The organism is Paraglaciecola mesophila, assembly GCF_009906955.1.
GTDB lineage: Bacteria > Pseudomonadota > Gammaproteobacteria > Enterobacterales > Alteromonadaceae > Paraglaciecola > Paraglaciecola mesophila_A.
In genome coordinates this window covers 2,615,916-2,639,182 of the sequence record NZ_CP047656.1, presented here as the reverse complement: position 1 = coordinate 2,639,182, position 23,267 = coordinate 2,615,916, and the positions used below count along the sequence as shown (strand labels likewise).

The 23,267-nt window shown below is 43.6% G+C and carries 22 protein-coding genes and 1 tRNA gene; 13 read left to right on the top strand and 10 right to left on the bottom strand.

Annotated elements, in window-relative coordinates:
* Positions 1-487: 487 nt before the first annotated feature.
* Positions 488-808: a DUF3718 domain-containing protein gene (locus tag FX988_RS11220; protein WP_008305169.1), complete on the top strand. Its 321-nt coding sequence runs from the start codon at positions 488-490 to the stop codon at positions 806-808.
* Positions 809-927: 119 nt separating this feature from the next.
* On the opposite strand, the gene FX988_RS11215 is transcribed toward FX988_RS11220, so the two are convergent.
* The 4 genes from FX988_RS11215 to FX988_RS11200 form a co-directional block, all read right to left on the bottom strand.
* Positions 928-2,286, bottom strand: a complete 1,359-nt coding sequence (locus FX988_RS11215) for a DUF3300 domain-containing protein (RefSeq protein WP_160179894.1) — start codon at positions 2,284-2,286, stop codon at positions 928-930.
* A gap of 160 nt (positions 2,287-2,446) precedes the next feature.
* Positions 2,447-3,061, bottom strand: coding sequence for a GTP cyclohydrolase II (ribA, locus tag FX988_RS11210; RefSeq protein WP_160179892.1), 615 nt, complete (start codon positions 3,059-3,061; stop codon positions 2,447-2,449).
* Between the two features lie 115 nt (positions 3,062-3,176).
* On the bottom strand, positions 3,177-6,044 hold the full coding sequence (locus FX988_RS11205; RefSeq protein WP_254700600.1) for an EAL domain-containing protein: 2,868 nt from the start codon (positions 6,042-6,044) through the stop codon (positions 3,177-3,179).
* 140 nt (positions 6,045-6,184) lie between these two features.
* A complete protein-coding gene (locus FX988_RS11200; RefSeq protein WP_160179888.1) occupies positions 6,185-7,627 on the bottom strand; it encodes a protein adenylyltransferase SelO in 1,443 nt (480 codons plus the stop codon).
* 67 nt (positions 7,628-7,694) lie between these two features.
* Here FX988_RS11200 and FX988_RS11195 point away from each other — a divergent pair, with 67 nt between their 5' ends.
* Together FX988_RS11195 and FX988_RS11190 are read left to right on the top strand one after the other, a co-directional pair.
* Positions 7,695-8,021: a c-type cytochrome gene (locus FX988_RS11195; RefSeq protein ID WP_007984396.1), complete on the top strand. Its 327-nt coding sequence runs from the start codon at positions 7,695-7,697 to the stop codon at positions 8,019-8,021.
* Between the two features lie 160 nt (positions 8,022-8,181).
* A complete protein-coding gene (locus FX988_RS11190; protein WP_007984395.1) occupies positions 8,182-8,847 on the top strand; it encodes a glutathione S-transferase family protein in 666 nt (221 codons plus the stop codon).
* 35 nt (positions 8,848-8,882) lie between these two features.
* Here the strand turns inward: FX988_RS11190 and metJ are convergent, their stop codons facing one another.
* Positions 8,883-9,206 carry a met regulon transcriptional regulator MetJ gene (gene metJ, locus FX988_RS11185; protein ID WP_006992936.1) on the bottom strand — a complete coding sequence of 108 codons (324 nt, stop codon included), beginning with the start codon at positions 9,204-9,206 and terminating at the stop codon, positions 8,883-8,885.
* A gap of 146 nt (positions 9,207-9,352) precedes the next feature.
* Between metJ and metF the strand changes: the two genes are divergently transcribed.
* Together metF and FX988_RS11175 are read left to right on the top strand one after the other, a co-directional pair.
* On the top strand, positions 9,353-10,237 hold the full coding sequence (metF, locus tag FX988_RS11180; protein WP_160179887.1) for a methylenetetrahydrofolate reductase: 885 nt from the start codon (positions 9,353-9,355) through the stop codon (positions 10,235-10,237).
* Positions 10,238-10,271: 34 nt separating this feature from the next.
* Complete coding sequence (locus FX988_RS11175; RefSeq protein ID WP_160179885.1) at positions 10,272-11,174, top strand: virulence factor BrkB family protein; 903 nt, start codon at positions 10,272-10,274, stop codon at positions 11,172-11,174.
* A 14-nt stretch (positions 11,175-11,188) separates the two neighbouring features.
* Here FX988_RS11175 and FX988_RS11170 read toward each other — a convergent pair whose 3' ends face one another.
* The gene (locus tag FX988_RS11170; protein ID WP_160179883.1) at positions 11,189-11,824 is read right to left on the bottom strand and encodes a DUF2959 domain-containing protein; all 636 of its coding nucleotides are present in this window, start codon (positions 11,822-11,824) and stop codon (positions 11,189-11,191) included.
* A gap of 21 nt (positions 11,825-11,845) precedes the next feature.
* Positions 11,846-12,268 (bottom strand): YccF domain-containing protein, encoded by a 423-nt coding sequence (locus tag FX988_RS11165; RefSeq protein ID WP_160179881.1) that lies wholly within the window; start codon positions 12,266-12,268, stop codon positions 11,846-11,848.
* A gap of 130 nt (positions 12,269-12,398) precedes the next feature.
* Between FX988_RS11165 and pip the strand changes: the two genes are divergently transcribed.
* The 3 genes from pip to FX988_RS11150 all read left to right on the top strand — a co-directional run bounded on the left by pip (position 12,399) and on the right by FX988_RS11150 (position 14,823).
* The gene (gene pip, locus FX988_RS11160; protein ID WP_160179880.1) at positions 12,399-13,367 is read left to right on the top strand and encodes a prolyl aminopeptidase; all 969 of its coding nucleotides are present in this window, start codon (positions 12,399-12,401) and stop codon (positions 13,365-13,367) included.
* Positions 13,364-13,801 (top strand): D-aminoacyl-tRNA deacylase, encoded by a 438-nt coding sequence (dtd, locus tag FX988_RS11155; RefSeq protein ID WP_160179878.1) that lies wholly within the window; start codon positions 13,364-13,366, stop codon positions 13,799-13,801. The genes pip and dtd overlap by 4 nt, the downstream gene beginning before the upstream one ends.
* Positions 13,802-13,896: 95 nt before the next feature.
* On the top strand, positions 13,897-14,823 hold the full coding sequence (locus FX988_RS11150; protein WP_160179876.1) for a bifunctional GNAT family N-acetyltransferase/hotdog fold thioesterase: 927 nt from the start codon (positions 13,897-13,899) through the stop codon (positions 14,821-14,823).
* A gap of 220 nt (positions 14,824-15,043) precedes the next feature.
* Here FX988_RS11150 and FX988_RS11145 read toward each other — a convergent pair whose 3' ends face one another.
* Positions 15,044-16,171 (bottom strand): WD40/YVTN/BNR-like repeat-containing protein, encoded by a 1,128-nt coding sequence (locus tag FX988_RS11145; RefSeq protein WP_160179874.1) that lies wholly within the window; start codon positions 16,169-16,171, stop codon positions 15,044-15,046.
* Between the two features lie 453 nt (positions 16,172-16,624).
* Here FX988_RS11145 and FX988_RS11140 point away from each other — a divergent pair, with 453 nt between their 5' ends.
* The 3 genes from FX988_RS11140 to FX988_RS11130 all read left to right on the top strand — a co-directional run bounded on the left by FX988_RS11140 (position 16,625) and on the right by FX988_RS11130 (position 19,540).
* A complete protein-coding gene (locus tag FX988_RS11140; protein WP_160179872.1) occupies positions 16,625-17,608 on the top strand; it encodes a transposase in 984 nt (327 codons plus the stop codon).
* A 371-nt stretch (positions 17,609-17,979) separates the two neighbouring features.
* Entirely contained in the window at positions 17,980-18,240 is a 261-nt protein-coding gene (locus FX988_RS11135) for a helix-turn-helix domain-containing protein (RefSeq protein WP_160179871.1), read from the top strand.
* A 1-nt stretch (position 18,241) separates the two neighbouring features.
* The gene (locus tag FX988_RS11130; RefSeq protein WP_160179869.1) at positions 18,242-19,540 is read left to right on the top strand and encodes a type II toxin-antitoxin system HipA family toxin; all 1,299 of its coding nucleotides are present in this window, start codon (positions 18,242-18,244) and stop codon (positions 19,538-19,540) included.
* 424 nt (positions 19,541-19,964) lie between these two features.
* Here the strand turns inward: FX988_RS11130 and FX988_RS11125 are convergent.
* Positions 19,965-20,041 (bottom strand) — tRNA-Arg (locus FX988_RS11125).
* Between the two features lie 91 nt (positions 20,042-20,132).
* On the opposite strand from FX988_RS11125, the gene FX988_RS11120 reads away from it, so the two are divergent.
* Both FX988_RS11120 and FX988_RS11115 read left to right on the top strand, forming a co-directional pair.
* Positions 20,133-20,321 carry a hypothetical protein gene (locus FX988_RS11120; RefSeq protein ID WP_160179867.1) on the top strand — a complete coding sequence of 63 codons (189 nt, stop codon included), beginning with the start codon at positions 20,133-20,135 and terminating at the stop codon, positions 20,319-20,321.
* A 168-nt stretch (positions 20,322-20,489) separates the two neighbouring features.
* Complete coding sequence (locus tag FX988_RS11115; protein WP_160179865.1) at positions 20,490-21,857, top strand: alkaline phosphatase PhoX; 1,368 nt, start codon at positions 20,490-20,492, stop codon at positions 21,855-21,857.
* Between the two features lie 182 nt (positions 21,858-22,039).
* On the opposite strand, the gene FX988_RS11110 is transcribed toward FX988_RS11115, so the two are convergent.
* Positions 22,040-23,254, bottom strand: a complete 1,215-nt coding sequence (locus FX988_RS11110; RefSeq protein WP_160179863.1) for an AGE family epimerase/isomerase — start codon at positions 23,252-23,254, stop codon at positions 22,040-22,042.
* Positions 23,255-23,267: the final 13 nt, after the last annotated feature.

Genomic DNA, 23,267 nt, shown 5'->3' with positions numbered 1-23,267 from the left:
CAATATTCGCGGAGTATAATGATAACCATCAGGCGGGTCTTGTGAATTTTGATTGTTTACTTATAAATTTATACAGAAATTATTTCAGCGAAGGCCTAACTAGCAATAAATACCCATCTCAGCGTGTAATAAAAACTACATATTTTGTAATTTAACAACATTTTAACCTGTAAAATCACCTTTAATCCCACAATTCGTTCATATTTTGTTCTATTTTTGATTTTTAGTTGTTGTGACTTTCAGTTTTAAGCAGACGTTTTTGGAATAAATAGGAATATTCATTTCACTTATGGGTATATATAAATTAAAAATATTGTTTTAATTCAATGGCTTATAAATGTTATTTTTGTGTAACTCCTTGTTTTACATGCTTTTTACTAGTTTCGAACAATAAAACCACAGACATGATCATCAAAATCATGGATATTTTATTGGCAGGCAGAACCTGTAGTACACCTAATTAGCAAACATATATTTGGAGTAAACCATGAAAAAAGTACTTATATCTTTAGTCGCGTTGACAGCTTTTAATGCAAGTGCTGCCATGGAATCAAGCAGCAAAGTTCGTTTCGCAGGTGATAGTGAATACTCTAGCTTCTGTAAAGCGGTAGTAAATGATGACCTTGGTATGCTTAAGCGCAGCTTACGCGGTAAAGTTGGTCAAGTTGCTGCAAGCTCTAATGATGTTCTTCGTAAGCTTGTATCTGCTGATGGTATGAAATGTAACGGTGTTGATTTGATTAAATTCTCAGAACAGCGTGAAGCATCACAAGTTAGTGCTTACCTAAAGACTAAAAACAATGCATAAGAGGTTGTCCGATACCTCATTCAGCATAGGCAAATAGCCTGCCCTGCAGGCTATTTTAGCTTTCTTTTGTTGAATACCTCCGCCTACCTCTAAAGCCTTTTCTGGCGATTAAGCAAATCCTAAGGTTCTACCCTTCTTGCTTTAAACTTTCCTGAATTCGAATTTGCCGCTCGGCTTGCGTGCTTACGCATACTCGACTGCGCTCTGTGTTGCTGCTTTGATGACGACATACGCTGTACCTTTTTGTGCACCTTTTTATGCACATTTGCCTGTTGATTGAGAACCTGTTGGTTACGAGCTTGCTGGCTTCTAGCGTGTTTAGCCGGTGCTTGTTTTACCGCCTTATACGGCGTATTCAAACGATTGTGGTTCGTGTCACCCCGCGACGCACGCTGATGCTTGCTGATGCGATCTGTTTTTACTTTGTGTTGACCGGTGTTAATCGACCGTCTGCTTGTTGATGTCGCTTTCTTATCGAAACGTTCAGACTTATGCTGCACGTTGCGCTTAGTGTTATAAACACCGCGATTAGATTGAATCTCTTTGTGCTTTAATCGCGATAGCACCTGTTTTTGCTGGCGACCCTGGTTTTGGCTTTCATAATTGCGACTCACTATGGTGCGCTTATGTTTGTTTTTGTAACCATTGTGATACTTAACCGTGCGTCTATGGTGACGGTTATGCTGCCATCGCGGGTACTGGCGGACTTTGTTGTAGATGTATCTGTGATTCGAGCGACGATAGCGATAGTCGTTATTGATTACGACATGGTTGTTGCGCCAGTGAAAACCGCCAAAAAAGAAACCTGCGCTGATATGAAAACGCGGGCTCCAATGAAACCCAGAGTGATAAGTGTAATGTCGCGGTGAGCGCCAGTAAATAGGCTGGTGGACTGTCCACCACCAATCGCCGTACACAACGCGGGTGTCATAAAACGGCACGTAAACAGTTTCACGCTCAACGCTGTGTATCACTATTTTTTCTTGTTCTCGTTCAACGCTTTGATATGGGTTGTCATGCAAGTTGCCCTTGGCATAGGCACGGCTGCGAAGTGTTTGCACGCTATCTAGCACTTGAGCTTCATTCGCTAAAAATGCATCACCTAAGTCTTGTAACCAGTTTAAATCTTTACTCATACGCTCAAGTAACTCTTTGAACGGAGTAAGGGCAATAACGCTAGGGTCCCAGTCTTGCTGTTCAGCGAGATCGAGTGCTTGCTGCTCAGACAAGTTAGCGTGTTCGTCTCGCCAGCGAGCCGCCTGAACAACCTCTAAAGGGTAGGTGGCTGCAATTAGGATATGTGACAGCAGTGCATCAGGATACAAAGCGATTGGCGCAAGCATTTGGTCAAGCTTCGCTTGATGTAATTCTACTGGGGGCTCATCTTGAGTTTCGGCGTGTGCGAGTTCTATCGCGGTACCGATGAGTAGAAGGATGATGCTCACGTAGATAATCAGATACTTTGTGGTTTTGCCCATGGGACACCTCAATTAGTCACTATTTTACGGTATGCGTAAAACTTAACGTAAGTGTAGTGTCGGTTATGCAGGCTTAACCAAAACTGAATCAAGGCTTAAGTGTATTGAAATACAGCAAAGGGGAACGTATTAGGCCGCTTTTAGCGGCCAAGCACACAGGTTATTTCAATAGGTGGGAGTCAAATTTATGACCCAGTTTTTCTGTTTTGGTGCGAATATAATGTCGGTTGTCATCCGTAATACCATGATCAATAGGTGTGCGGCAGACCACTTCTATGCCCATACCTTCTAGCGCAATGCGCTTTTTAGGGTTATTGGTCATTAGGTTTACACGCTGTACATTTAGCGTGTCGAGCATCAACTTACACATATCGTATTCACGCAAATCAGCGTCAAAACCTAAGTGTTCATTGGCTTCAACTGTATCTAATCCTTGATCTTGCAGGTTATAAGCGCGAATTTTATTGAGTAAACCAATGCCGCGGCCTTCTTGGCGCAAGTAAAGTAAAACACCTTTGCCTTGCTCAACAATGTTTTGTAGCGCTTTTTCTAATTGCGCTCCACAGTCACATCGGGTGCTAAATAATGCATCACCGGTTAAGCATTCAGAGTGGATACGAATAGGGATTACATCGCCAGCTTGCCATTGTCCGTAGGATAGCGCGACATGTTCTTGCTCGGTCGCTGTTTCAACGAACCCGTGTATAGTGAACTGTCCCCAGCGAGTTGGTAGGGAGGCTGAGCTCACGAATTCGTACTTCTGATGTTGTTTCATAATGTTAAATGCTGACTTGTAAAAAGGTTTTAAAGGGGCAACGCATAGGTACAAAATATGGGTGCTGAATATTCAAAAACAAGTGCCTTTATTCTTCTTACGTTGATTTAAGTCTTTAGTTTTCGTCATTCATTGATTTCAAAGGAGTGGGTTTGTTGACACCAAAACCCTGAACGAAGTCGACGCCTATTTTACCTAGCTCAACCATTATTTCTTTTGACTCAACATATTCGGCAATTGTTTGAATTTTCATGGCGCTCGCGATGTCCTTTATCGAGGTCACCATAGCCATATCAACTGAGTCGATAAGAATACTTTTGACGAACTCACCATCAATCTTAACTTGATCAACCGGTAGATTTTTAAGGTAATTATAAGATGAAAAGCCGCTACCAAAGTCATCTAAAGCAAATGTACAACCCAGTGCTTTGAAGGTATTAATAAACTCAATAGTTTCATCAAGCTTTAAAATAGCCATGCTCTCGGTTATTTCAAAGCAAATTTTGTTGTGGGGGACCTGGTACTTTTCAAAGGCGCTGAGAATAAATAATTTCAAATCCTGATTGCCTAAGGACTGTCCGCTAAGATTAATATTACAGCGAACGAGGTCTTCTTTGTGCTGCGGGTTTTGATTCAGCCAAGTAAAATAAGTGTCTATAACCCAGCGATCAATTTTAGCACTTAGGTTATAACGTTCAGCTGCGGGTAAAAACTCATTCGGTAAAACACGCTGGTCGTGTTCGTCTACTAGGCGCAATAATATTTCATAGTGATGGCCCTGAGCGATCGAGGTCATTGGCATGTAAGTTTGCATATGCAGCTCAAAGCCGTTGTGGATCAAAGCATGTTGAATGCGGGGTAGCCAGCTTAACTGGGATTCATATTTTGCGATTTGTTTGTCAGTAGAAGAATAAGTGTGCAGACGATTGCGGCCCAGAGTTTTGGCCATATAACAGGCGGAATCAGCCATACTTAGCAATTGTTCTGAGCTGTTGATCTTTTCATTCCAAGATACTTGGCCAATGCTGATGCCAATATTTAATCGACGTTCTTCCCATGAAAAATCGTAATTTTGCACCGTATTTAACAGTTTATTCGCCAGCATAAAGCTGTTCTGTGCATTGCTGCCCGACAGTAAAATGCCGAATTCGTCTCCACCGAGACGGCCAATCATGTTGTCGACAGTCACTATTTTGAGCATCAATTGGGAAAACTGCCTAAGAATTGCGTCGCCAGCTTTGTGACCATAAGTATCGTTAATTGCTTTGAACTGATCGATATTAACGTGAAGTAAAGTCAGTTCGTCCTGCTCTTGTTTAGCTTGATTAATGGCTGCGTGTAAGCGTTTCTCGAATTCTTGGCGTTGATAAAAGCCGGTTAGGGTATCGTGACTGGCCATGTATTCGATATTCTGATCCGCTGCCTTTTGCTTACTGATATCTAAAATCGAGCCGTAGATTAATTTATCACTGTTTGTACCGTCGCTCAGTTGAGCTGAAACCAGTAACCAGAGAGGTTGGTTCTGGCGTGTTTGGCCTTTGATTTCCTTACCTAGGGTTGACTGATTTTTATGTAGCTCACCTAGCAATAGTTCACGTTCGTGCGACTGAGCATACAAGGTAGATACAGAGTCCAATTGCGCTTTCATGTGAGCGACGTCTTCATAGCCGAATATTTTTGCCATGGCACGGTTGGCGCGCAGAAGCTCGCCGTCCAAACTGGTGATAAATCGTCCTTCGGGCGCATCTTCAAACATATCGACAAACTGCTGTAGATCTCGAATGGCGTTTTGTTGCTCAGTGTAATGACGAAATGCAATGACTTTTTCATGGGCCGCTATCGCTACGGCAATAAGCACAATGCCGATAATGATGAGCGCGCTGAGCGTCAGGGAAAGCTGTTCAGGGAAGGCCAGCCACTTGAGATAAAGACCGGTATGCGCCGCCGTGGTCAAAGCGATTAATGTTAAGCCTAAGGCGAACATGCGATTACTAATGTGGTGGCCTTTATAGCGGTAAAATATCGCCAGTACTGCAATGGTAACAACCGCTAGCGCTGCGGCGCCTGAGACCAATAAAATCTGATGGTAACTATTGAGAACAAACGCAGATGCCGCACTGACCCAACCCGTAGCGTATAGAAAGTAGCGGTAATAGGTAGGCAAAGGGCGAAATATAGTGAAGGTTATTTTGGCTAATGAAAACAGAAGCAGTGCACACAAAATGGTGCTGATATTGTCAATATAAGCGTTAAACCCTGACAGGTAACTCACCACACCTTGGCTATTTAAAAATAGCAGTAAGTACGCGGTACTGGCTACCGAAAACCAAAAGCGAACAGGACTGCGAAGTAAGGTATAAGTCACTAAAAAGTACAATACCATCATGGCGAGCGCGCCACTTATTAGGGAGAACACGATGCTGTTGCGCTGTTCTTTATCGAGTAAGGCGGTTTCAGTTTGTAGCTTAAACGCGAACACTAACGGGCCATTATCACGAACTTTTACGTAGATGTTGCGCGGTTGGGCATAAGGAATATCTAACGGAACCACAAACAGCCTGTGGGCGACGGGACCGTTATCCAAAGGGCGGCTTGTTCCCATGCGGTAGGAATTAATTATGCGATCGCGTTCATCTAGTATGTATATATCAAGGGCATCAATTCGCGGATTATCGATACTGATAAAAAACGGTTTGTTACTGCTCTCGCTCGTCAGGGTGACTTTACCCCAAAGGCTTTGGTTGGCATTCAGTGGCTGAGGTGAGAATTCACTGCGCCAGGTGGTAAGCACTTGTATATCTGATAATTGCACGCGGTTATCTGCCACTAACCACTGGCTATGTTCCATCAAATTGATAGGCGTAGCACTATTACTTACATTAACTGGGGTTAACTCTATTTGCGCTGACACCGCTTGGCACAGTTGCATAACAATCAGCAACATGAAGCACAGTAAGGGAGTAAAGCTGGATGAAAGGCGCATTTTCACAATTTAGAAAACCAAAGCAAAGTGCGTTGCAGTTACGGTGTTAATGACAGTGTGCAACGTCGAATTGTATGTTAACGCGTAGCCTAACATCGGTTATTCCCATTCAACAAAGAGTTTATATTTATACATGATGATTAGCTGCTGCATGATATTTCCATGTGCTTACCCCAATTAGGGGGAGGCTTAGCAAATTCTCCGTACTCAGGTTTACTCTCAAACGGCTGCTGTAATACCTGTAGAAGCGTTCTGAAATGGGTAAAGTCACCTTGTTCTGCTGCGTCTATCGCTAGTTGGGCTTGATAATTTCGCAGCACATATTCAGGATTCACTTTACGCATTTGTGTTTGCCGCTCTTGTTTATTGGTGCCTTGAGCGCGTATCACTTGTTGATATTGCGTGAGCCAAGCCTGGGCCGCTTCACGTTGAATAAAATGATCTACTAGCTTCGGGTGAGCACCTTGCTCGTCAATGTCACACAATAATCGAAAACTGATATGGTAATCGCGCTTGTCTTGTGACACTAAATCAAGCCAACGATTGACCAGTTCGGCGGTGGTATGATTATTTTCATATAACCCAAGTTTTTGGCGCATTAACTGTGAAAACTCAGCCATCAGTCGTGGTTCATATTGGCTTAAGGCGCTTTTTATTTGCTCAATGCTCAAATAAGGAGTGAAAGCGTGGGCAAGGGCATTTAGATTCCACAAACCAATGCCAGGTTGTTGCTCAAATGCGTAACGCCCTTGGTGGTCTGAATGATTACAGACAAATTTTGGATCAAAATCATCTAAGAATGCATAGGGGCCATAATCAAAGGTGATACCGTGAATCGACATGTTATCTGTGTTCATTACACCGTGGTTAAAACCAAATGCTTGCCATTTAGCAATCAAGCTAGCGGTATCGGTGACTATTTTTTCGAGCATCGCTAAATGCGGTGACTCGGCCTGTAAACACTCAGAAAAATGCCGTTCAAAGCAATAGTCGAACAACTTCTCGAGTTTATCCAACTCACCATTGTGGTAAAAGTACTCAAAGTGCCCGAAGCGTATATGGCTTTGGCTGACGCGGATCATCATGGCAGCTTTTTCTTGTTTCTCACGATACACAAGTTCGTCACTGGTAATCAGGCACAACGCGCGGGATGTGGGTATGCCCATATGATGTAGAGCTTCACTCGCAAGGTATTCGCGTAAGGTAGAACGCAGCACAGCACGCCCATCGGCGAATCGTGAATAGGGCGTTGGGCCTGCGCCTTTTAAATGTAAATCCCACGGGTTTCCCTGTTGATCTTTTGCTTCACCAAGCAATAAACCACGGCCGTCTCCTAGGTCCGGATTCCAGCCACCAAACTGATGACCGCCGTACTTTTGTGCAAAAGAATGTTTCGTAAGCGAACTTGAATTGCCAAAAAGCATCGACATTATGCTAGATTGCGTAAACCATGATGCTGGTAGTTGCAGAGCGGCACGCAACGTGTGGTTTACCTCAATGAGTTGAGGGTTGGCCACACTTAAAGGTTTAGTTACGGCACCTAAATCACCTAGTTGCGTCGCATATGAATGATCTAAATTCATTGTCTGCCTCTATTTTATTACTCGTAGAATGGTTTTTTGTAAACCGACGTTACCTTAAGGACCAAATATGAATCTAATCTCAAAAGCTTGTGTTGTGGCGAGTCTATCGACAGTTGCCATGTTATCAACTAACGTTTTCGCTGGCGACATTGCGGCCGGTAAAACTAAATCAGCGACCTGTATGGCATGTCATGGTGCTAATGGTATCTCACAAATTCCAATGTATCCCAACTTAGCAGGTCAAAAAGAGCAATACTTGGCATTACAACTAAAAGCGTTTCGTTCTGGAGAGCGCAAAAATATGGTTATGGCACCTATGGTGGCGGGCCTAAGCGATGCAGATATTGAAAACTTGGCAGCGTATTATGCGAGTCTCGATCCGTCAGGAAAATAATCCGGCGCTCTGATTAGCGTAACGAGTAAACACCTAAAAGGCTGGGAATTTCTTCAGCCTTTTTACGTTAATGAAAACATATTCATATTTTTGATGAGCCAGTTCGGTACTTTACGCGTACTTTAGTACTATCAAAAACTTTCAGTATAAAAGGTGCTTCATGATCACACTCCACCATCTAAACAACTCACGCTCTCAGCGCATACTATGGATGCTAGAAGAATTAGGTGTGGAATATGACATTGAGCGATATCAGCGAGATAGCCAGACCAACCTAGCGCCCGAGTCATTGAAGAAAGTGCACCAGCTTGGTAAATCCCCAGTTATCACTGATGGTGAAGTTACCGTGGCGGAATCTGGGGCGATCATTGATTATCTGGCGCGTAAATATAGCGATAAAGCCTTGATACCTGAGGCAGGTACAGAAGCATACCGTCAATACACCTATTGGTTGCACTTCGCCGAGGGTACAATGATGCCGCCTATGGTAGCAAAACTGGTGTTCGATAAAGTGCGCCAAAATGCCAAGCCGTTTTTTGTCAAAATGGTGGCAAATAAAATTGCCGATAAAGTGATGGACGGATATTACGGACTGAATCTGGTGGCGAACTTGAAGTATGTTGAGCAATATTTAGCTGAGAATGAATGGTTTGCTGGAGATACATTAACGGGGGCCGATATTCAAATGAGCTTCCCGTTAGAGGCTATGGCTTCGCGCAATGTTCCTGGGCAATACCCCAATATTGCTGCCTATGTGAAGCGTATTCATGAGCGACCTGCTTATCAACAAGGACTCTCACGCGGGGGACAGTACGACTACGCTTGAGGTCTATCTCAGTCAGAAGAATAGCCTGCTAAGGCCTATTCTTCTGAATCGATGTCAATGCCCATTTCCTGCATGATACGTAAAGCATCGCTGGGAATGCGATTGTCGTTATCTTTTTGCAAATCATTGTCATTCGGTAAAGGCTGCCCAGTAAAAGCATGCAAAAACGCTTCACACAGTAACTCTGAGTTTGTCGCATGACGCAGATTATTCACCTGTCGACGGGTGCGCTCATCCGTTAATACTTTGAGCACTTTAAGGGGAATAGACACAGTCACCTTTTTCACTTGCTCGCTTTTCTTTCCGTGTTCGGCGTAGGGATGAATGTATTTCCCATTCCATTTCGTCGTTTTAGCCATCGTTTACTCGCTTTTTTCTTTCTTATAAGGGGAAATTCTAACCATAAACCAATAAAGGTCAACGATAGACTGCTAAACATCTTGACGGCTTTACGTACAAAGTTTAGTTTAGACGTCTAAACGTCTAGATATTAACGGAGCTTTCCATGGTCTCTTATGCACAAGGTATCGATGCCCTCAACCAGTCACTGTCTGAAGTGAAAGGGATCAATGTATCGTTTGAGTTTTTTCCTCCGAAAACCGAGACAATGGAAAAAACATTGTGGAAATCGGTTGAGCGCCTTGCGCCCCTCAAGCCTAAATATATGTCAGTGACATACGGTGCAAACAGCGGTGAGCGCGACCGTACCCACGAGATCGTAAAACGCATTCAAAGTGAAACAGGCATAGCGGCAGCGCCGCACTTGACCTGTGTTGACGCAAGTCGAGAAGAGTTAAAACAAATCGCCAAAGATTACTGGGCCAGCGGCATTCGTAAAATCGTTGCTTTGCGTGGCGATTTACCCGAAGGCTACACTGAGCACGTTTCTTATGCGTCTGATTTGGTTGCACTTTTACGTGACGTGGCTGACTTTGACATTGCTGTTGCGGCCTACCCAGAAAAGCATCCTGAAGCACCCAATAGCCAATTTGATTTGCTGAACCTTAAGCGCAAAGCCGAAGCAGGAGCGAACCAAGCAATTAGCCAGTTCTTCTTCGATGCTGAAGTTTTCTTACGTTTCAGAGACAGAGCCGCCGCAGCGGGCATTGATATGGATATAGTACCCGGGATCCTTCCTGTGACGAACTATCAAACCTTGCAGCGTTTTGCAGGTTTTACCAATGTGCATGTGCCGAATTGGTTACATAAAATGTATGACGGCATACACAAAGATGACCAAACTACTCGTAACCTTATGGGCGCAAGTATCGCCATGGACATGGTAAAAGTGCTAGCGAAAGAAGGCATTCGTGACTTCCATTTTTACACACTAAATCGCTGTGAATTAAGCTACGCCATTTGCCATATGTTAGGTGTTAGAGCAGACTAGGGAATATTGCTAACCTGCTGTAAAAAGGAAATATATGGAGCCCAAAGTTATCCTATCGGATCTATTCAGGCGCTGGTTACCCAAAGCGAATATTTTTGCTCGTATGTTTGTAAGCCATTGCCAGCGAGACGGAATCACCGTTTCTGCAGGGCACTTGGCCTATGTGTCTTTATTATCTTTGGTGCCGTTTATCATGGTGTTCTTCACCATTTTGTCGGCCTTTCCTGCCTTTTCAGAAGTGCGTGGTGATATAGAGGCGCTCATTTTCGGTAATTTTATCCCTACCTCGGGTGATCAAATTCAAGGTTATGTGGCGGAGTTTGTAGGAAATGCGTCAAAAATGGGCGCAATCGGGATTTTATCTTTAGTGGTGGTGGCTTTATTGCTTATCTCAAATATTGATAAAACCTTAAACCGCATATGGCAAGCGAAAAGCGAACGTCCCATTATTTTTACCTTCGCTATTTACTGGATGATCCTTACGCTTGGGCCGCTGTTAATTGGTTTAAGTGTAATCATGAGTTCTTATCTAGTGGCGTTCGCGAACTCCGCAGAGGCATATACGATGGGCGCAACCACTGCCATGCTTAAGATCGTGCCGTTTATTGCATCGGTGTGTGCGTTCTTCATTATTTATATGATTGTACCGAACAAACGCATTAATCCTCGTCACGCCCTAGTTGGTGCCTTTATGGGGGCATTATTGTTTGAATTGTCCAAGAAAGGCTTCTCCTTTTACATCACTCATTTTCCATCGTATCAAATGATTTATGGCGCAATGGCGGTTATTCCTATCTTGTTCGTCTGGGTATATTTATCTTGGATTGTGGTATTGCTGGGGGCGGAACTAACCCACGTTATTGAAGTGTTTTTTCACGAGGAAGCTGAAGAGAGTTTTACGCAGGTCGACGAGGATGACCCTCAATCGCCTGCGTAGCGTATGACAACGAATTAGTCTCGCATACTGGAGATAAACGCGTTTGATTCTTTGATGGCGTTATTCATTTCAGCAATTAGCTGGTTAATATCATTTTTAACGCCATTAAATTCACTCTGTAGCGCCCCTATCGCAGTCGCATTTAAGTTATGTTTTAAATACAGTACGTTGTCTTGTAGCGCAGATAAAACAGGCTCCATTTTGGCTTCTGCTTTACGCATGCTTTTGACCAAGCTCGCATAACGACGCTGAGTGTCTTTCAGTTTATTCGCGCTTTCTCGGCGAAGCCCCGCGTTGCTATACTTATCAAGTTCAGTTTCCCATTCGTCAAATAACGCATCGGCCACGCTTTCTACTTTATTAATGCGCTTAGTGACTTCAGTGGCAGCTTGGTTACTTTCTTCGTATTGGTCTTTTAGCTCTTCGTAAACATCTTGCAATTCACCGCCATCGTAATTCATCAAATGTGTAAATTGTTCCAGTGCATCGCTAAACTGTTGTTGAGCATCTTCTTGGGATTCTTTGGCATCTTCAACGCGATCAACCATGATATCGCGCTTTTCAACTCCTACCTTTTCCCAAGCAGCATAATAGGCGCTTTGACAGCTGAATAGGCCTAAGGCCAATGTGAGTATGATGTAATGTTTCATAATGTCCTTAACTAACCGTTTTTAATACAGCCCTTTTGCGCGGGCCTCGTCTTTTGAAATAATAACTTTGCCAATTGGCATAGGGGCCATCATAGCAAACTTGATATGTTGTAAAGCAAAAGGAATACCGATAATCGTGATCGCACAAAAAAATGCAGAAACAATATGGCCAATTGTTAACCAAATCCCGGCAAACACGAACCAAATTATATTTCCTAGTAAGCCTAAAGTGCCTGTGCCGATATCATCTCGTCCATTATAGGCAGCTCTACTTACAGCGACTCTTCCGAAAGGCCAAAACATAAGTAAACCAAAGTTGAATGCCGCGCGACCCCAAGGAATACCGATAATGGTGATAAACATGAGTAGTCCTAAAAGCATGTAAGATAGCCCCATGAAAATTCCGCCGAATATCCACCAAATAATATTTAATATGAGTGACATAATTGTATTTCCTTTTAATAAGTCATCGAAGTCAGAAGGGGTTTAACGTGTGCGCGACAATTAAACGTTATTTATGATACAACCATAATTATCCAAAAGTCTGATTTTATTAATTAACTGGCTGACTGCTATGAGCGAACTCTATCCTGCAATTAAACCCTTTTTTAGTGAAATGCTTGCCGTTGGCACAGGGCACTCGCTATATGTAGAGCAAAGCGGCAACCCGAAAGGCATACCTGTGCTGTTTTTGCACGGCGGCCCGGGGGCGGGGCTTTTTGCTCATTATCGCCGTTTCTTTGACCCAGAAAAGTACTGGATCATCGGGTTCGACCAAAGAGGGAGTGGCCAATCCACGCCATTTGGCAGCATTGAGAACAACACAACGCAGGATTTGTTAAACGACATCTCACTGATAAGAAAGCACTTAGGCGTGCAACAGTGGGTATTGTTTGGCGGTTCTTGGGGAGCGACCTTAGCCATGCTAGCCGCAATCGAGCAACCGCAAACGGTAAAAGGTTTGATATTGCGTGGCAGCTTTCTAGGACGAAGAGAAGACTTCCATTGGTACCTTGATGCGCAAGGCGGCGCGGCACAATTATTCCCTGATTATTACCAAGAGTTTGTGCATCCTGTGGCAGACAAGAGTAAAAGCACCTCTTTGGTTGACGCTTATTACGCATTGTTTACCGGCAGCGATGAAGTACACAAAATGGCAGCGATTAAAGCCTGGTGTTTATGGGAGGCGCGCATTAGCAAGCTGCATTGTAAATTACATGAAGATGAGCTGGTGCCAGATGTACACAGAGGCATAAGCCTAGCGATTCTTGAATGCCATTATATTAAGCACTTATGCTTTATTGAACCTAACTTCATATTGAATAATATTCATAAAATTAAGCATATACCCGCGACGATTATTCATGGGCGCTACGACTGTGTGTGCAAAATACAGGGCGCTTACTTACTTAACGAAGCGTGGCCCGCTAGCCAACTTACGATAGTCCCTGAGTCTGGGCATAGCGCAAATGAGCCGAAAATTAGTGCGGCGTTATGTTTGGCCGCAAAAGCCATGGCAGGTTTTATTAAGGAGCAACAATGATTGGCTTAATCCAACGGGTGAGTGAAGCTAAGGTCACAGTCGATGAACAGGTGACAGGGCAGATAGAGCAAGGTATTTTGCTACTATTAGGTGTAGAAAAAGACGATAACGAAGAAAAGGCCAAAAAGCTTTTTGAGCGTGTTTTGAATTACCGAATTTTTAGTGATGAAAACGGCAAAATGAACTTGAACCTCAAACAAGTAGGCGGTGGACTGCTGGTGGTCTCTCAATTTACCTTGGTGGCACAAACGAACAAAGGGAATCGCCCCGGTTTTTCTCAAGGCGCCAGTCCTCAATTGGGCGAATCTCTGTACAACTATTTTGTTGAACTGGGTAAAAATAGCGAGATCAACTGCGAAACAGGGCGTTTTGGCGCAAACATGCAAGTTAGTTTAGTAAACGACGGCCCAGTCACCTTCAGCTTGAGTGTCTAATTTGCTACCAAGCATCGAATGCTATTTAATGGTGGGCTGGCTAGTGTAATCTGGCCTCAGGTTATCGATATTTCCATAAGGATAAGTGCATCATAATGTATAAAATTGAAACCCCAGAAACAGATGCTGAGTTTGACGCGTACTTCGAATTTCGCTGGTTAATGCTACGCAAGCCGTGGAACTTCCCCCAAGGCTCTGAAAAAGACGAATACGAGCAAGTCAGTGAACATCGTATGATCCGCAACAACAAAGGTGAAGTGATTGCCATTGGTCGTGTGCATATGAACAGCGCAGAAGAAGCGCAGATCCGCCATATCGCTGTTGCCAATGAAGCCCAAGGTCGGGGGTTAGCAAAAATGATCATGTCTTCGCTTGAATCGGTTGCGCGCCAAGAAGGGGCGGTACGTATGGTGACAAACAGCCGTGAGCTGTCGACGCCCTTTTTTGAAAGTTGTGGTTTTGAAGTAGAAAAAGAAGCCTCTACCGAACTGGGCAAGCTAAAGCGCCAACAAATGGTCAAGCGCCTTTTAGAGCACAATACGATTTTGCTGCACCCTAAATGGTGTAAGGAATTACAAGATACCTGGCATGACACCATTCCCATTAGTGAGCAAATGGGCATTAAGCTTTATCAATATTCTGGCAAAACCTTAGAGAACCGCGCTTCACTAAATAGAAATATTAACCTGCACGGGACAATGTTCGCCGGAAGCATTTTTTCGTTAGCGACGCTAACGGGTTGGGGGATGATCTTTCTGCAACTTAAGCAAAAGAACCTAGCCGGCGAAATAGTGTTAGGCGACGGTAATATCCATTATCACAAGCCCATCACCATGCAGCCTAGGGCCTTATGTCATATAGAAACCCTAAGCGGCAAGTTTGAAGCCTTAGCCAAAGGTAAGAAGTGCCACATCAAATTACAAGTTGATATTCTAGATGGCGACACTGCCGTCGCCGAATTCAGCGGCGTGTACTGGATACTCCCCCCAGAAAACGAGCCAAAAGAAGACGAAAGTATCTAAGGTTTATCGCTGACAGCACCATGTGCAAGTGGTGCTGTCAGGTTAACTCTGAGTGTATTTCAGTCCATTCCATGAGCTTACCCAAACGCTCACCTTTATACCAAACCCACAAGTGCCTACTTGGTATTAGTAAATAATTAACCACTCAGCGAAACCTCATAGTTTATGCAATTATAAAGTGTCTAATGCGCTAGGGTCTTACCAATAGCAATAATGTTGACTAATTTTTAACGGTGACTTTCATGACCCCGCCTTTATATAAGCCAAAGTAAAGTATCGATTCTTCTAGTCCATATTCCGCATACATACTCCATACACCACCAAAAATGTCAGCTTCATCGACATATTCAAATTTCTCCCAAGTTGCTCCGCCATTAGTTGTGCGCTCTAAGTAAAATGGTTGAGGTTCCGAGAAGACTTTGTTCCAACCAGACGTATACATGGTTTCCGATTGATTGATGTCAATAAGCAAGCCAAAATAAAAGCGAGAGTTTTCATTAAAATAAAACTCTTCCCATGTGTCCCCTCCATCTAGTGAGGACATAATACCTGGCTCGCCAGAGGCATACATAATGTCGGGGTTATTTGGGGCGAAGCGAATATTTTTGACGGTCCCTGGCTCACCGGTTATATCCGTCATAGAGTTATAGGTCTTAGCTTCAAGTAGATTTAAGTCGTAGCTCAACAATCGAGACTGTTCAACTGCATTTTGGCCACCAAACCATATTTTGGAACTATTAAAATCAATTGTTAACGCGGCATAGCCTTTTGCAAAACCTTGCCATTCTCCAGTTAAGGTGCTCCAAGTACGGCCATAATCGCCAGAAACAGCTAACACATTTAATCCGGTGCCATACAGCAAACCAGTCTCCTGATCATATGCCAGTGCTTGGATCTTTTCATCCAGTGAAAAAGATTCGATAGTAATATCCTCACTATCACCAGAGATTTGACCAAAGTTACTTTCTATTTGCTCCCAAGAAACACCACTATCTGTTGATTCCACTAAATAAAAATCGCTGTTCTGTTTAACTGAAGCCAGATAGTGGCCAGAACCTACTGCTTCTAGGTCAAACACCTCCCATTGTTCGAAGTCAGTTAGGTTCACCCATTGCTCATCCTTCAATTGGTAAACCCCGGCGTTCGTTGCCGCATACAACCCTTCGTCGGATTTCAAAAAGTGATTGAAAGTGACTCCCTCTAGGTTAGTGTGAGAGAAGGTTATACCGGTCTCGGGTTCAAGGGGAGGCGCAGATTCAACCGGATTGGAATCACTATTACAGCCAGTTAACTTGAATAAAATACAAGTAATCAGACTTGCTAATAATAAATGTGCTGAATTTTTCATTCTTGCATCCTAACGTATTGAATTTGTTTTGGTTAAGAAATTAAGAGTTCTACCACTGTCCATAAGAGTTAGTTAATAGCTTAAGTAATCTTTGAAAGCGAATAAACAAATAGGTTTATGCCGCTTACAGGCACTGTTTTTACAAATTGATACATTCTGAAGCGGGTTGTGGCACTTTTTGCAAAGAATGATACGGTATTCTGATGAAGGGCTTTCCGGTTTAGATCCCTTCAGTGTTTGATCTTGCAAGAGTTGATACCTGAGTAATTACCACAACAAAAGTATGCAAAAGCACGTAAATGTAGTGTCCAAGTGGGCTATGCCACTAGATTATTCGTTTGAAGAATGTGGTGATGAAAAAGGAACGATGTAAAGACACCCAAGATAAAAATGGTCAACTTTCAGGGCTGAACTACACTTAATTTGTGTTTCATTCTGTCAGGTAGATGGATTATGCCTCAACCTCGAAAAAGCCAAATAAGTTTAATCGATACGCCCTATTACCATTGTGTTTCCCGCTGTGTGCGGCGTTCTTTCTTGTGTGGAAAAGATAAATACTCTGGGCAAAGTTACGAGCATCGCCGTGGTTGGGTAGAAGAACGTTTGTCGTTTTTATCTACGGTATTTGCCATCGACATTTGTGCTTATGCGGTTATGACTAATCACACGCATGTGGTGCTATGTGTGGATAAAGCAATGGCTGACAGTTGGGATAGCGACGAAGTGTTGAGGCGCTATCACAAGCTGCACAGAGGCACATTGCTGACTCAGAAATACATGAATGGTGATACGCTGAGCCAAGGCGAGCTAATAACCTTTGATGAGACCGTTGAAACCTATCGGCTACGCTTGTACGACATAAGCTGGTTTATGCGTGACTTGAATGAGTATATAGCTCGTCAAGCCAATAAAGAAGACGGCTGCACTGGTCGTTTCTGGGAAGGGCGATTTAAGTCCCAAGCACTACTAGATGAAAGTGCTGTGCTGGCGTGTATGGCGTATGTAGATTTAAATCCCATTCGCGCAAAAATGGCAAAAACACCTGAAACGTCAAAACACACCAGTATCAAAAAGCGCATTCACGCCGTTAAAAACCAACAATCACAACCAAGCGTTTTGATGCCCTTTGTGGGCAACCCTCGTGGAAATATGCCTCGAGGTATTGCGTATTCACTCAAAGACTATTGTGAGCTTGTCGACACTACAGGACGATGCATTCGTGATGATAAGGCCGGTCATATTGATAACACTCTCAACCCTATTCTACAAAGATTGGGACTAGACTCTGCTCAGTGGTTAACCTTAACCACTGAGTTTGAAAAACACTTCTGTTACGCAGCAGGTGCAGAGCAAATGATGAATGCCTTTAAGCGCCACACCCATCATCAACGACTGCGGGGGATGACCAAAGCGAAAGCGTTGTTAAAACGCGCATAAAACATTACAACTAACACATCTAATGCATACATTGTAGCCTTGGCGTTTGCCTGAAAATTGACCTTACGCGCCATTCTCAGACCTCAACGCTCACTTTTCTAGTAAAAATCCCCAATCATTAAACTTCAAAGTACTTTAACGTTTGTTGAGGGGTATCGTCCGTTCCAAGCAGGAGAGTTTTCTATACGAATTTAAAGATGGATGTCTTTGTTCGATTAACTTCCCACTCATTCATTTCTTTAAGGTAGATAACAATACCCTGAAAGGTATAATTTGACATATATACCGCTAAGGGTATATTAAATTTTATATACCTTTTAGGGGTTAGACTTATAGTTATACCTTAAAGGGATTAATAGTGGAGAGACATAATGAAGCTTAATAACTCAAAAGAACTGGCTGATTATATAAAGCTGCATCGAAATAAGCTGGCACGAACGCAGACCGATGTGGCCGAGCATGTTGGTTTAAAGCAAAAAACCATCTCGGCTATTGAAAACTCAGCGGGTAACACCCGTATTGATACATTATTTAAAATTGCCCATGAACTAGGTCTCTCTATTGAGCTTAAGCCGAAGCAAGTAAATGAAAGCGACCAAAAGACCGAAAGCGGCTGGGATCAGGAGTGGTAATATGCAGTTGCTGGTAAGCCTTAACGGGGTCAAAGTAGGTATACTGTTAAAAGATAAGAGCGGTGGACTACATTTTTCTTATACCGAGCAGTGGATGAAGCGCGTAGGCGCGCGCCCTATTTCTTTGTCGTTACCCATTACAAAGCAAAAATACACTGGTGATCTAGTGTATAACTTCTTCGACAATTTGCTTCCCGATAATCCAAACATACGAAATAAAATACAAATTAGATTCAACGTCGGCTCCGGACATGCCTTCGATCTTTTAGCGGCAATAGGCAAAGATTGTGTGGGGGCTATTCAATTATCCTCAGAACAACCAGAGTCTGTAAACCAACTAAACTACAAGATGTTGTCAGATCAAAACGTTGAGAAGTTATTACAAGGCTACAAACATACAGCACTTGGGATGGAAGGTGACGATGACGACTTTCGGATTTCGATTGCTGGCGCTCAAGAGAAAACCGCTTTACTTAAAATTGGTCAACAATGGGCAAAGCCAATAGGTTCAACACCAACAAGTCATATAATGAAATTACCCATGGGCGAGTTACCACAGGTGGGAATCGATTTAACCGACAGTTGTGAGAACGAGTTTATTTGCCTAGAGCTTGCGAGAGCATTTGGTTTTAATGTGGCCAATTCGGAGGTGCTTTACTTTGGCGACCAGAAAGTACTAAGTGTTGAACGCTTTGATCGCAAATATGCTTCTGATGGTTCCTGGCTCATGCGTCTCCCCCAAGAAGATTTTTGTCAGGCAATGGGCATTTCATCTGCTCAAAAATACCAGTCCGATGGTGGTCCAGGAATAACAGACTGTTTAAGCTTGCTCACGGCTTCGTCTAACAGAAAAGATAGAGCAACGTTTTTTAAAACTCAGATATTCTTTTGGCTAATTGCTGCTATTGACGGGCACGGTAAGAACTTTAGCGTATTCTTAGAGCCTGAAAACACATATAGAATGACTCCTCTGTATGACGTCTTATCCGCGTTCCCTGTGATGTTAAAAAGTGCATCGAAAAAAACCTTACAGCCGCAAAAGATTAAAATGGCCATGTCTTTAAAAGGAAAAAATACGCACTGGAAGTGGAACGATATTCAGCCCCGTCATTTTGTATCGACTGCCAAGTATGTGAAATACCCCTCAGACAAAGCTGCTTCGCACTACGAATACTTTATCGATAATGTTGAAAACGCCATTACTCAAGTCGAAGGTAAAATACCCACTAACTTTCCGCCCTACGTAGCAGAGGCAATTTTTTCTGGGCTGAGAAAGCAAGCAGCTAAAAAGTTGTTATAAATAGCGAGCCATTGAGTGGCATTAATACGCAGGTGCTTAGAGATATCGTTTTTCCACTTTTTTATATGGACTAAGTTAATACCGTTAATCACTATTGGGGGGAATTAACTTATGTTTAACTGAATGAAACTTACTGTGGATGGATACCGTAAAGCCTAGCCGGACGATTATTAAGGAAACATATTCCTGATGAGCTTTCGGTTTTACGCGAAAGCTATGGCCATAAAACACTAAAAAGTTTTATGTTAGCAACTGAGTTGTTTGAATTTAAAGAAGAGGAAACAACAAAGGGTAGCGTGAGAGTGCCGTACAAGTTGAGTCAAGCCACTAAAATTAATCTTACACAAAAAACAGAATTGGAGTAATGGGCTTTTTGTATTAAATTTTTAGTTAGTGAACACTACAATTAAAAGGCCTTTAAAAATGGCGCACCCGGCGAGATTCGAACTCACGACCTCTGCCTCCGGAGGGCAGCGCTCTATCCAGCTGAGCTACGGGTGCATATTTTGCTGATTGATACATGTTGTATCGGTACTGCTATTTTCAATATAAAGCTTGGGGTGATTCTTTCTACTATGGCGTAAACACGTCCATGATGATATCCCCCCAGCGCGTACATCCTGTACTTCCGTTCGCTTCTCTCGAAGTGATGTTAAATCACTTCTCATCGGCTGCGCCGACCGGCGCTTACCCAGCTGAGCTACGGGTGCTTCATTTTGTGAGCGCTGATTCTAATGAAATACAGCGCTTTTTCCACTGTTATTTAGATTTATTGTTGTAGATGTTCTCCCTGCAAGGCTTTTTTTCATGCCTTGCGCTTTGGTATCCAAACCAGGTTGTCATATTACTGTGGTATTTGCCTTTTATAATCCCGTTTTAACGGCAATTTCCAGTTATGTGATAACATAACTTTTGTGATTGGTTTTATTTCTAAGTTGTAGGCAAAATTATGGTGACAAGAAGACAGTTTACTTTGGGTGCAAGTGCGTTGGCGTTTGGTGGTTTAACAGCAAGCTATTTTGGAAAAGTGAACGCGGCGTCTTTGCTTTCCACCGCATCTGGTTTTGGGCCTTTAGTGCCTGATCCCAATAAAATATTGGATTTACCCGCAGGGTTTGATTACCAAGTTATTTCACAACTAGGTGATGCCATGTCTGATGGTTTTACTGTGCCTGACCGAGCTGACGGTATGGGCTGTTTTGCTTTAGACGATGAGCGCGTTGTACTTATTCGCAATCACGAGTTGCACCCCAAGGATTTAGCGAAAGCTGAGCAGAGTATACAAGAGCATAAAAGTGCATTGGCCTACGATCAAAATAATGACGGTGTGGCCTTGCCCGGTGGAACCAGTAAACTGGTGTACAATCTGCAAACGCAAACCCTTGAAGAGCAATTCTTAACCTTGGTTGGCACGGTGCGCAACTGCGCAGGTGGCGCGACTCCATGGAATACATGGTTAACTTGTGAAGAGTCAGTAATGAAAGCGGGTGCTGGGGTGTCTAAATCTCACGGCTACATTTTTGAAGTGCCCGCGACAGCAACAGGATTGATTAGACCCGAGCCGTTAACGGCTATGGGGCGCTTTAACCATGAAGCGGCTGCGGTCGACCCTAAAACAGGCATAGTGTATTTAACCGAGGATCGCGGCGACAGCTTGTTTTATCGTTTTATTCCTAATCAGCGCGGCAAACTAGCCCAAGGTGGGCAGCTTCAAGCTTTGGTAATAAAAGGTAGTCATGGTTATGATACGCGCAACTGGGCTTCGAATAACATGCCAGTTCACAAGTGGATGCACGCTCAATGGATAAATCTAGATAACCCCGACAGCCCAGAAGATGATTTGCGCGCAAGAGGTTATCAAAACGGAGCGGCGATATTTGCCCGTGGTGAAGGGATCCATTGGGGGGACAACGAATTATACTTTTGCTGCACCAATGGTGGCGGCAAGGAGTTAGGGCAGATTATGCGTTATCAACCCTCGAGTTTTGAGGGCCAAGCGCAAGAGAGTGAAGCGCCAGGTCGATTGCAGTTGTTTCTACAAAGTGAAGACAAATCTTTGTATAACTTTGGCGACAACCTAACCGTTACTCCCTTTGGTCACCTCTTGGTGTGTGAAGACCAATATACTGACGTGGTGGAAAATCACTTGCGCGGCGTGACCCCTGAAGGTGAAGCTTACGATTTTGCCCGTTTACACATGCAAACTGAATTGGCTGGGGCGTGTTTCTCACCAGATGGTTCAGTGTTGTTTGTTAATCTTTATTCACCCACTAAAACCTTAGCCATTCGCGGGCCGTGGGATAAGTTTAGCGTGTAGTTTTTAGTGAGTGAGGTGTTCACTGCGCCTTACTTTGCTAGCAATGCATAGCCAGTTCTTTTTGCTGCAAGGCGTGAGCTGAACGCAATAAAAAGCCCGCATGAAGCCCAGGGGAGGGAGTGTTTCATGCAGGCCAGTACTGCTCTTTTACGTTTGCGCGAATGGTTTTTTCGATAGTGTGTTTACGCCATTGGGTGACGACGTATTAGCTCCAGTACATCGTAACACGCGCCCATAGTGTGGTAATCCGTTTTACCGATGGGGCTTTTTAGCTCATCTATTTTTTGATTATCGTGGGTCAGTATTCTGAACCAAGCGCCGTATTGATGATCGACCATGTGCTGCCACGCGTATTGCCAAATTTTGTGGTACCAGTCTAGATACGCTGCATCGCCAGTATGATGGTGTAAATAGGCAGCACAGCACATCGTTTCTGCCTGTACCCAAAAGTATTTCTCGTTGTCGCAAATGCTCATATCTGGCGCAAAGCCATAAAAAATACCGCCATGTTCTTTATCCCATGCGACCGCAAGTGATTTATCGAATAAGGCTTTGGCCCGCTCGGTAAGCCAAGGTTGTGGGTCGTGCTTGGCGATGAATAACAATAGCTTAGCCCACTCTGTTTGGTGGCCAGGTTGAAACCCCCAAGGACGAAACAGGTTCTTCGGGTCGTCTTTGTTATATTCAAGGTCCACTTGCCAGTTAAGGTCGTAATGTTCCCATATCAAACCACCCAGAAGCGCCGCTTGTTGGTTGGTCATCTTGTCAGCCAAGGCGGTAGCGCGCTCAAGAAAGTGCTGCTCACCACTGGCTTCATAGGCGGCAATTAACGCTTCACAGGTATGCATGTTGGCATTTTGCCCACGGTAGTTATCGCACACGCTGAAATCGCTATTGTATTGGTCTTTATATAAACCGGCTTGTGGGTCCCAAAAGTGTTGTTCCATGGTACTCCACGTTTCGTTCAGGTACTCGCGGGCGTCTTCAACACCCACCCGCAGCGCCCAGCTGTACGCCAAGATCACAAATGCGAAACCATAGCAGTGATTGGTTTGGTCTTTTATCGTGATGTCACCGTCTTGCACATCAAGCAACCAGTTATAACCCCCTGTTTCAGGGGCAAAGTGGGCCCGGCGAATAAACTCAATACCGGATTTCACCCGCTCTAGGTACTTAGGTGTGCGGTATTCTCGATAAGCGCGGGCGTAATTGAACACAAAACGTGTCGAGCTAACTAAATGACGAGTATTTTTGTCGTACACCTCACCATTGTCTAAAAAGTTTTGGTAGAAGCCACCTTTGGGATCGTCTACGTTGCTTTCATAAAATTTAAGCGTGTCGCTAATATGCTCAACTAAAAACGCTGGTGCATGAAACGTTGGGGAGCTACTTGTCATAATCATTTTCTTG

Excerpts from the sequence above, each read along its gene's own strand:
- pip (WP_160179880.1), top strand. The coding sequence starts at position 12,399 with ATGAGCGAACTCTATCCTGCAATTAAACCCTTTTTTAGTGAAATGCTT.
- FX988_RS11115 (WP_160179865.1), top strand. The coding sequence starts at position 20,490 with ATGGTGACAAGAAGACAGTTTACTTTGGGTGCAAGTGCGTTGGCGTTT.
- FX988_RS11110 (WP_160179863.1), bottom strand. The coding sequence starts at position 23,254 with ATGACAAGTAGCTCCCCAACGTTTCATGCACCAGCGTTTTTAGTTGAG.
- FX988_RS11135 (WP_160179871.1), top strand. The coding sequence starts at position 17,980 with ATGAAGCTTAATAACTCAAAAGAACTGGCTGATTATATAAAGCTGCAT.
- FX988_RS11170 (WP_160179883.1), bottom strand. The coding sequence starts at position 11,824 with ATGAAACATTACATCATACTCACATTGGCCTTAGGCCTATTCAGCTGT.
- FX988_RS11120 (WP_160179867.1), top strand. The coding sequence starts at position 20,133 with ATGATGATATCCCCCCAGCGCGTACATCCTGTACTTCCGTTCGCTTCT.
- FX988_RS11150 (WP_160179876.1), top strand. The coding sequence starts at position 13,897 with ATGTATAAAATTGAAACCCCAGAAACAGATGCTGAGTTTGACGCGTAC.
- FX988_RS11190 (WP_007984395.1), top strand. The coding sequence starts at position 8,182 with ATGATCACACTCCACCATCTAAACAACTCACGCTCTCAGCGCATACTA.
- FX988_RS11205 (WP_254700600.1), bottom strand. The coding sequence starts at position 6,044 with ATGCGCCTTTCATCCAGCTTTACTCCCTTACTGTGCTTCATGTTGCTG.
- FX988_RS11195 (WP_007984396.1), top strand. The coding sequence starts at position 7,695 with ATGAATCTAATCTCAAAAGCTTGTGTTGTGGCGAGTCTATCGACAGTT.
- FX988_RS11130 (WP_160179869.1), top strand. The coding sequence starts at position 18,242 with ATGCAGTTGCTGGTAAGCCTTAACGGGGTCAAAGTAGGTATACTGTTA.
- FX988_RS11220 (WP_008305169.1), top strand. The coding sequence starts at position 488 with ATGAAAAAAGTACTTATATCTTTAGTCGCGTTGACAGCTTTTAATGCA.
- FX988_RS11165 (WP_160179881.1), bottom strand. The coding sequence starts at position 12,268 with ATGTCACTCATATTAAATATTATTTGGTGGATATTCGGCGGAATTTTC.
- ribA (WP_160179892.1), bottom strand. The coding sequence starts at position 3,061 with ATGAAACAACATCAGAAGTACGAATTCGTGAGCTCAGCCTCCCTACCA.
- FX988_RS11215 (WP_160179894.1), bottom strand. The coding sequence starts at position 2,286 with ATGGGCAAAACCACAAAGTATCTGATTATCTACGTGAGCATCATCCTT.
- FX988_RS11200 (WP_160179888.1), bottom strand. The coding sequence starts at position 7,627 with ATGAATTTAGATCATTCATATGCGACGCAACTAGGTGATTTAGGTGCC.
- FX988_RS11140 (WP_160179872.1), top strand. The coding sequence starts at position 16,625 with ATGCCTCAACCTCGAAAAAGCCAAATAAGTTTAATCGATACGCCCTAT.
- FX988_RS11145 (WP_160179874.1), bottom strand. The coding sequence starts at position 16,171 with ATGAAAAATTCAGCACATTTATTATTAGCAAGTCTGATTACTTGTATT.
- metJ (WP_006992936.1), bottom strand. The coding sequence starts at position 9,206 with ATGGCTAAAACGACGAAATGGAATGGGAAATACATTCATCCCTACGCC.
- FX988_RS11175 (WP_160179885.1), top strand. The coding sequence starts at position 10,272 with ATGGAGCCCAAAGTTATCCTATCGGATCTATTCAGGCGCTGGTTACCC.
- metF (WP_160179887.1), top strand. The coding sequence starts at position 9,353 with ATGGTCTCTTATGCACAAGGTATCGATGCCCTCAACCAGTCACTGTCT.
- dtd (WP_160179878.1), top strand. The coding sequence starts at position 13,364 with ATGATTGGCTTAATCCAACGGGTGAGTGAAGCTAAGGTCACAGTCGAT.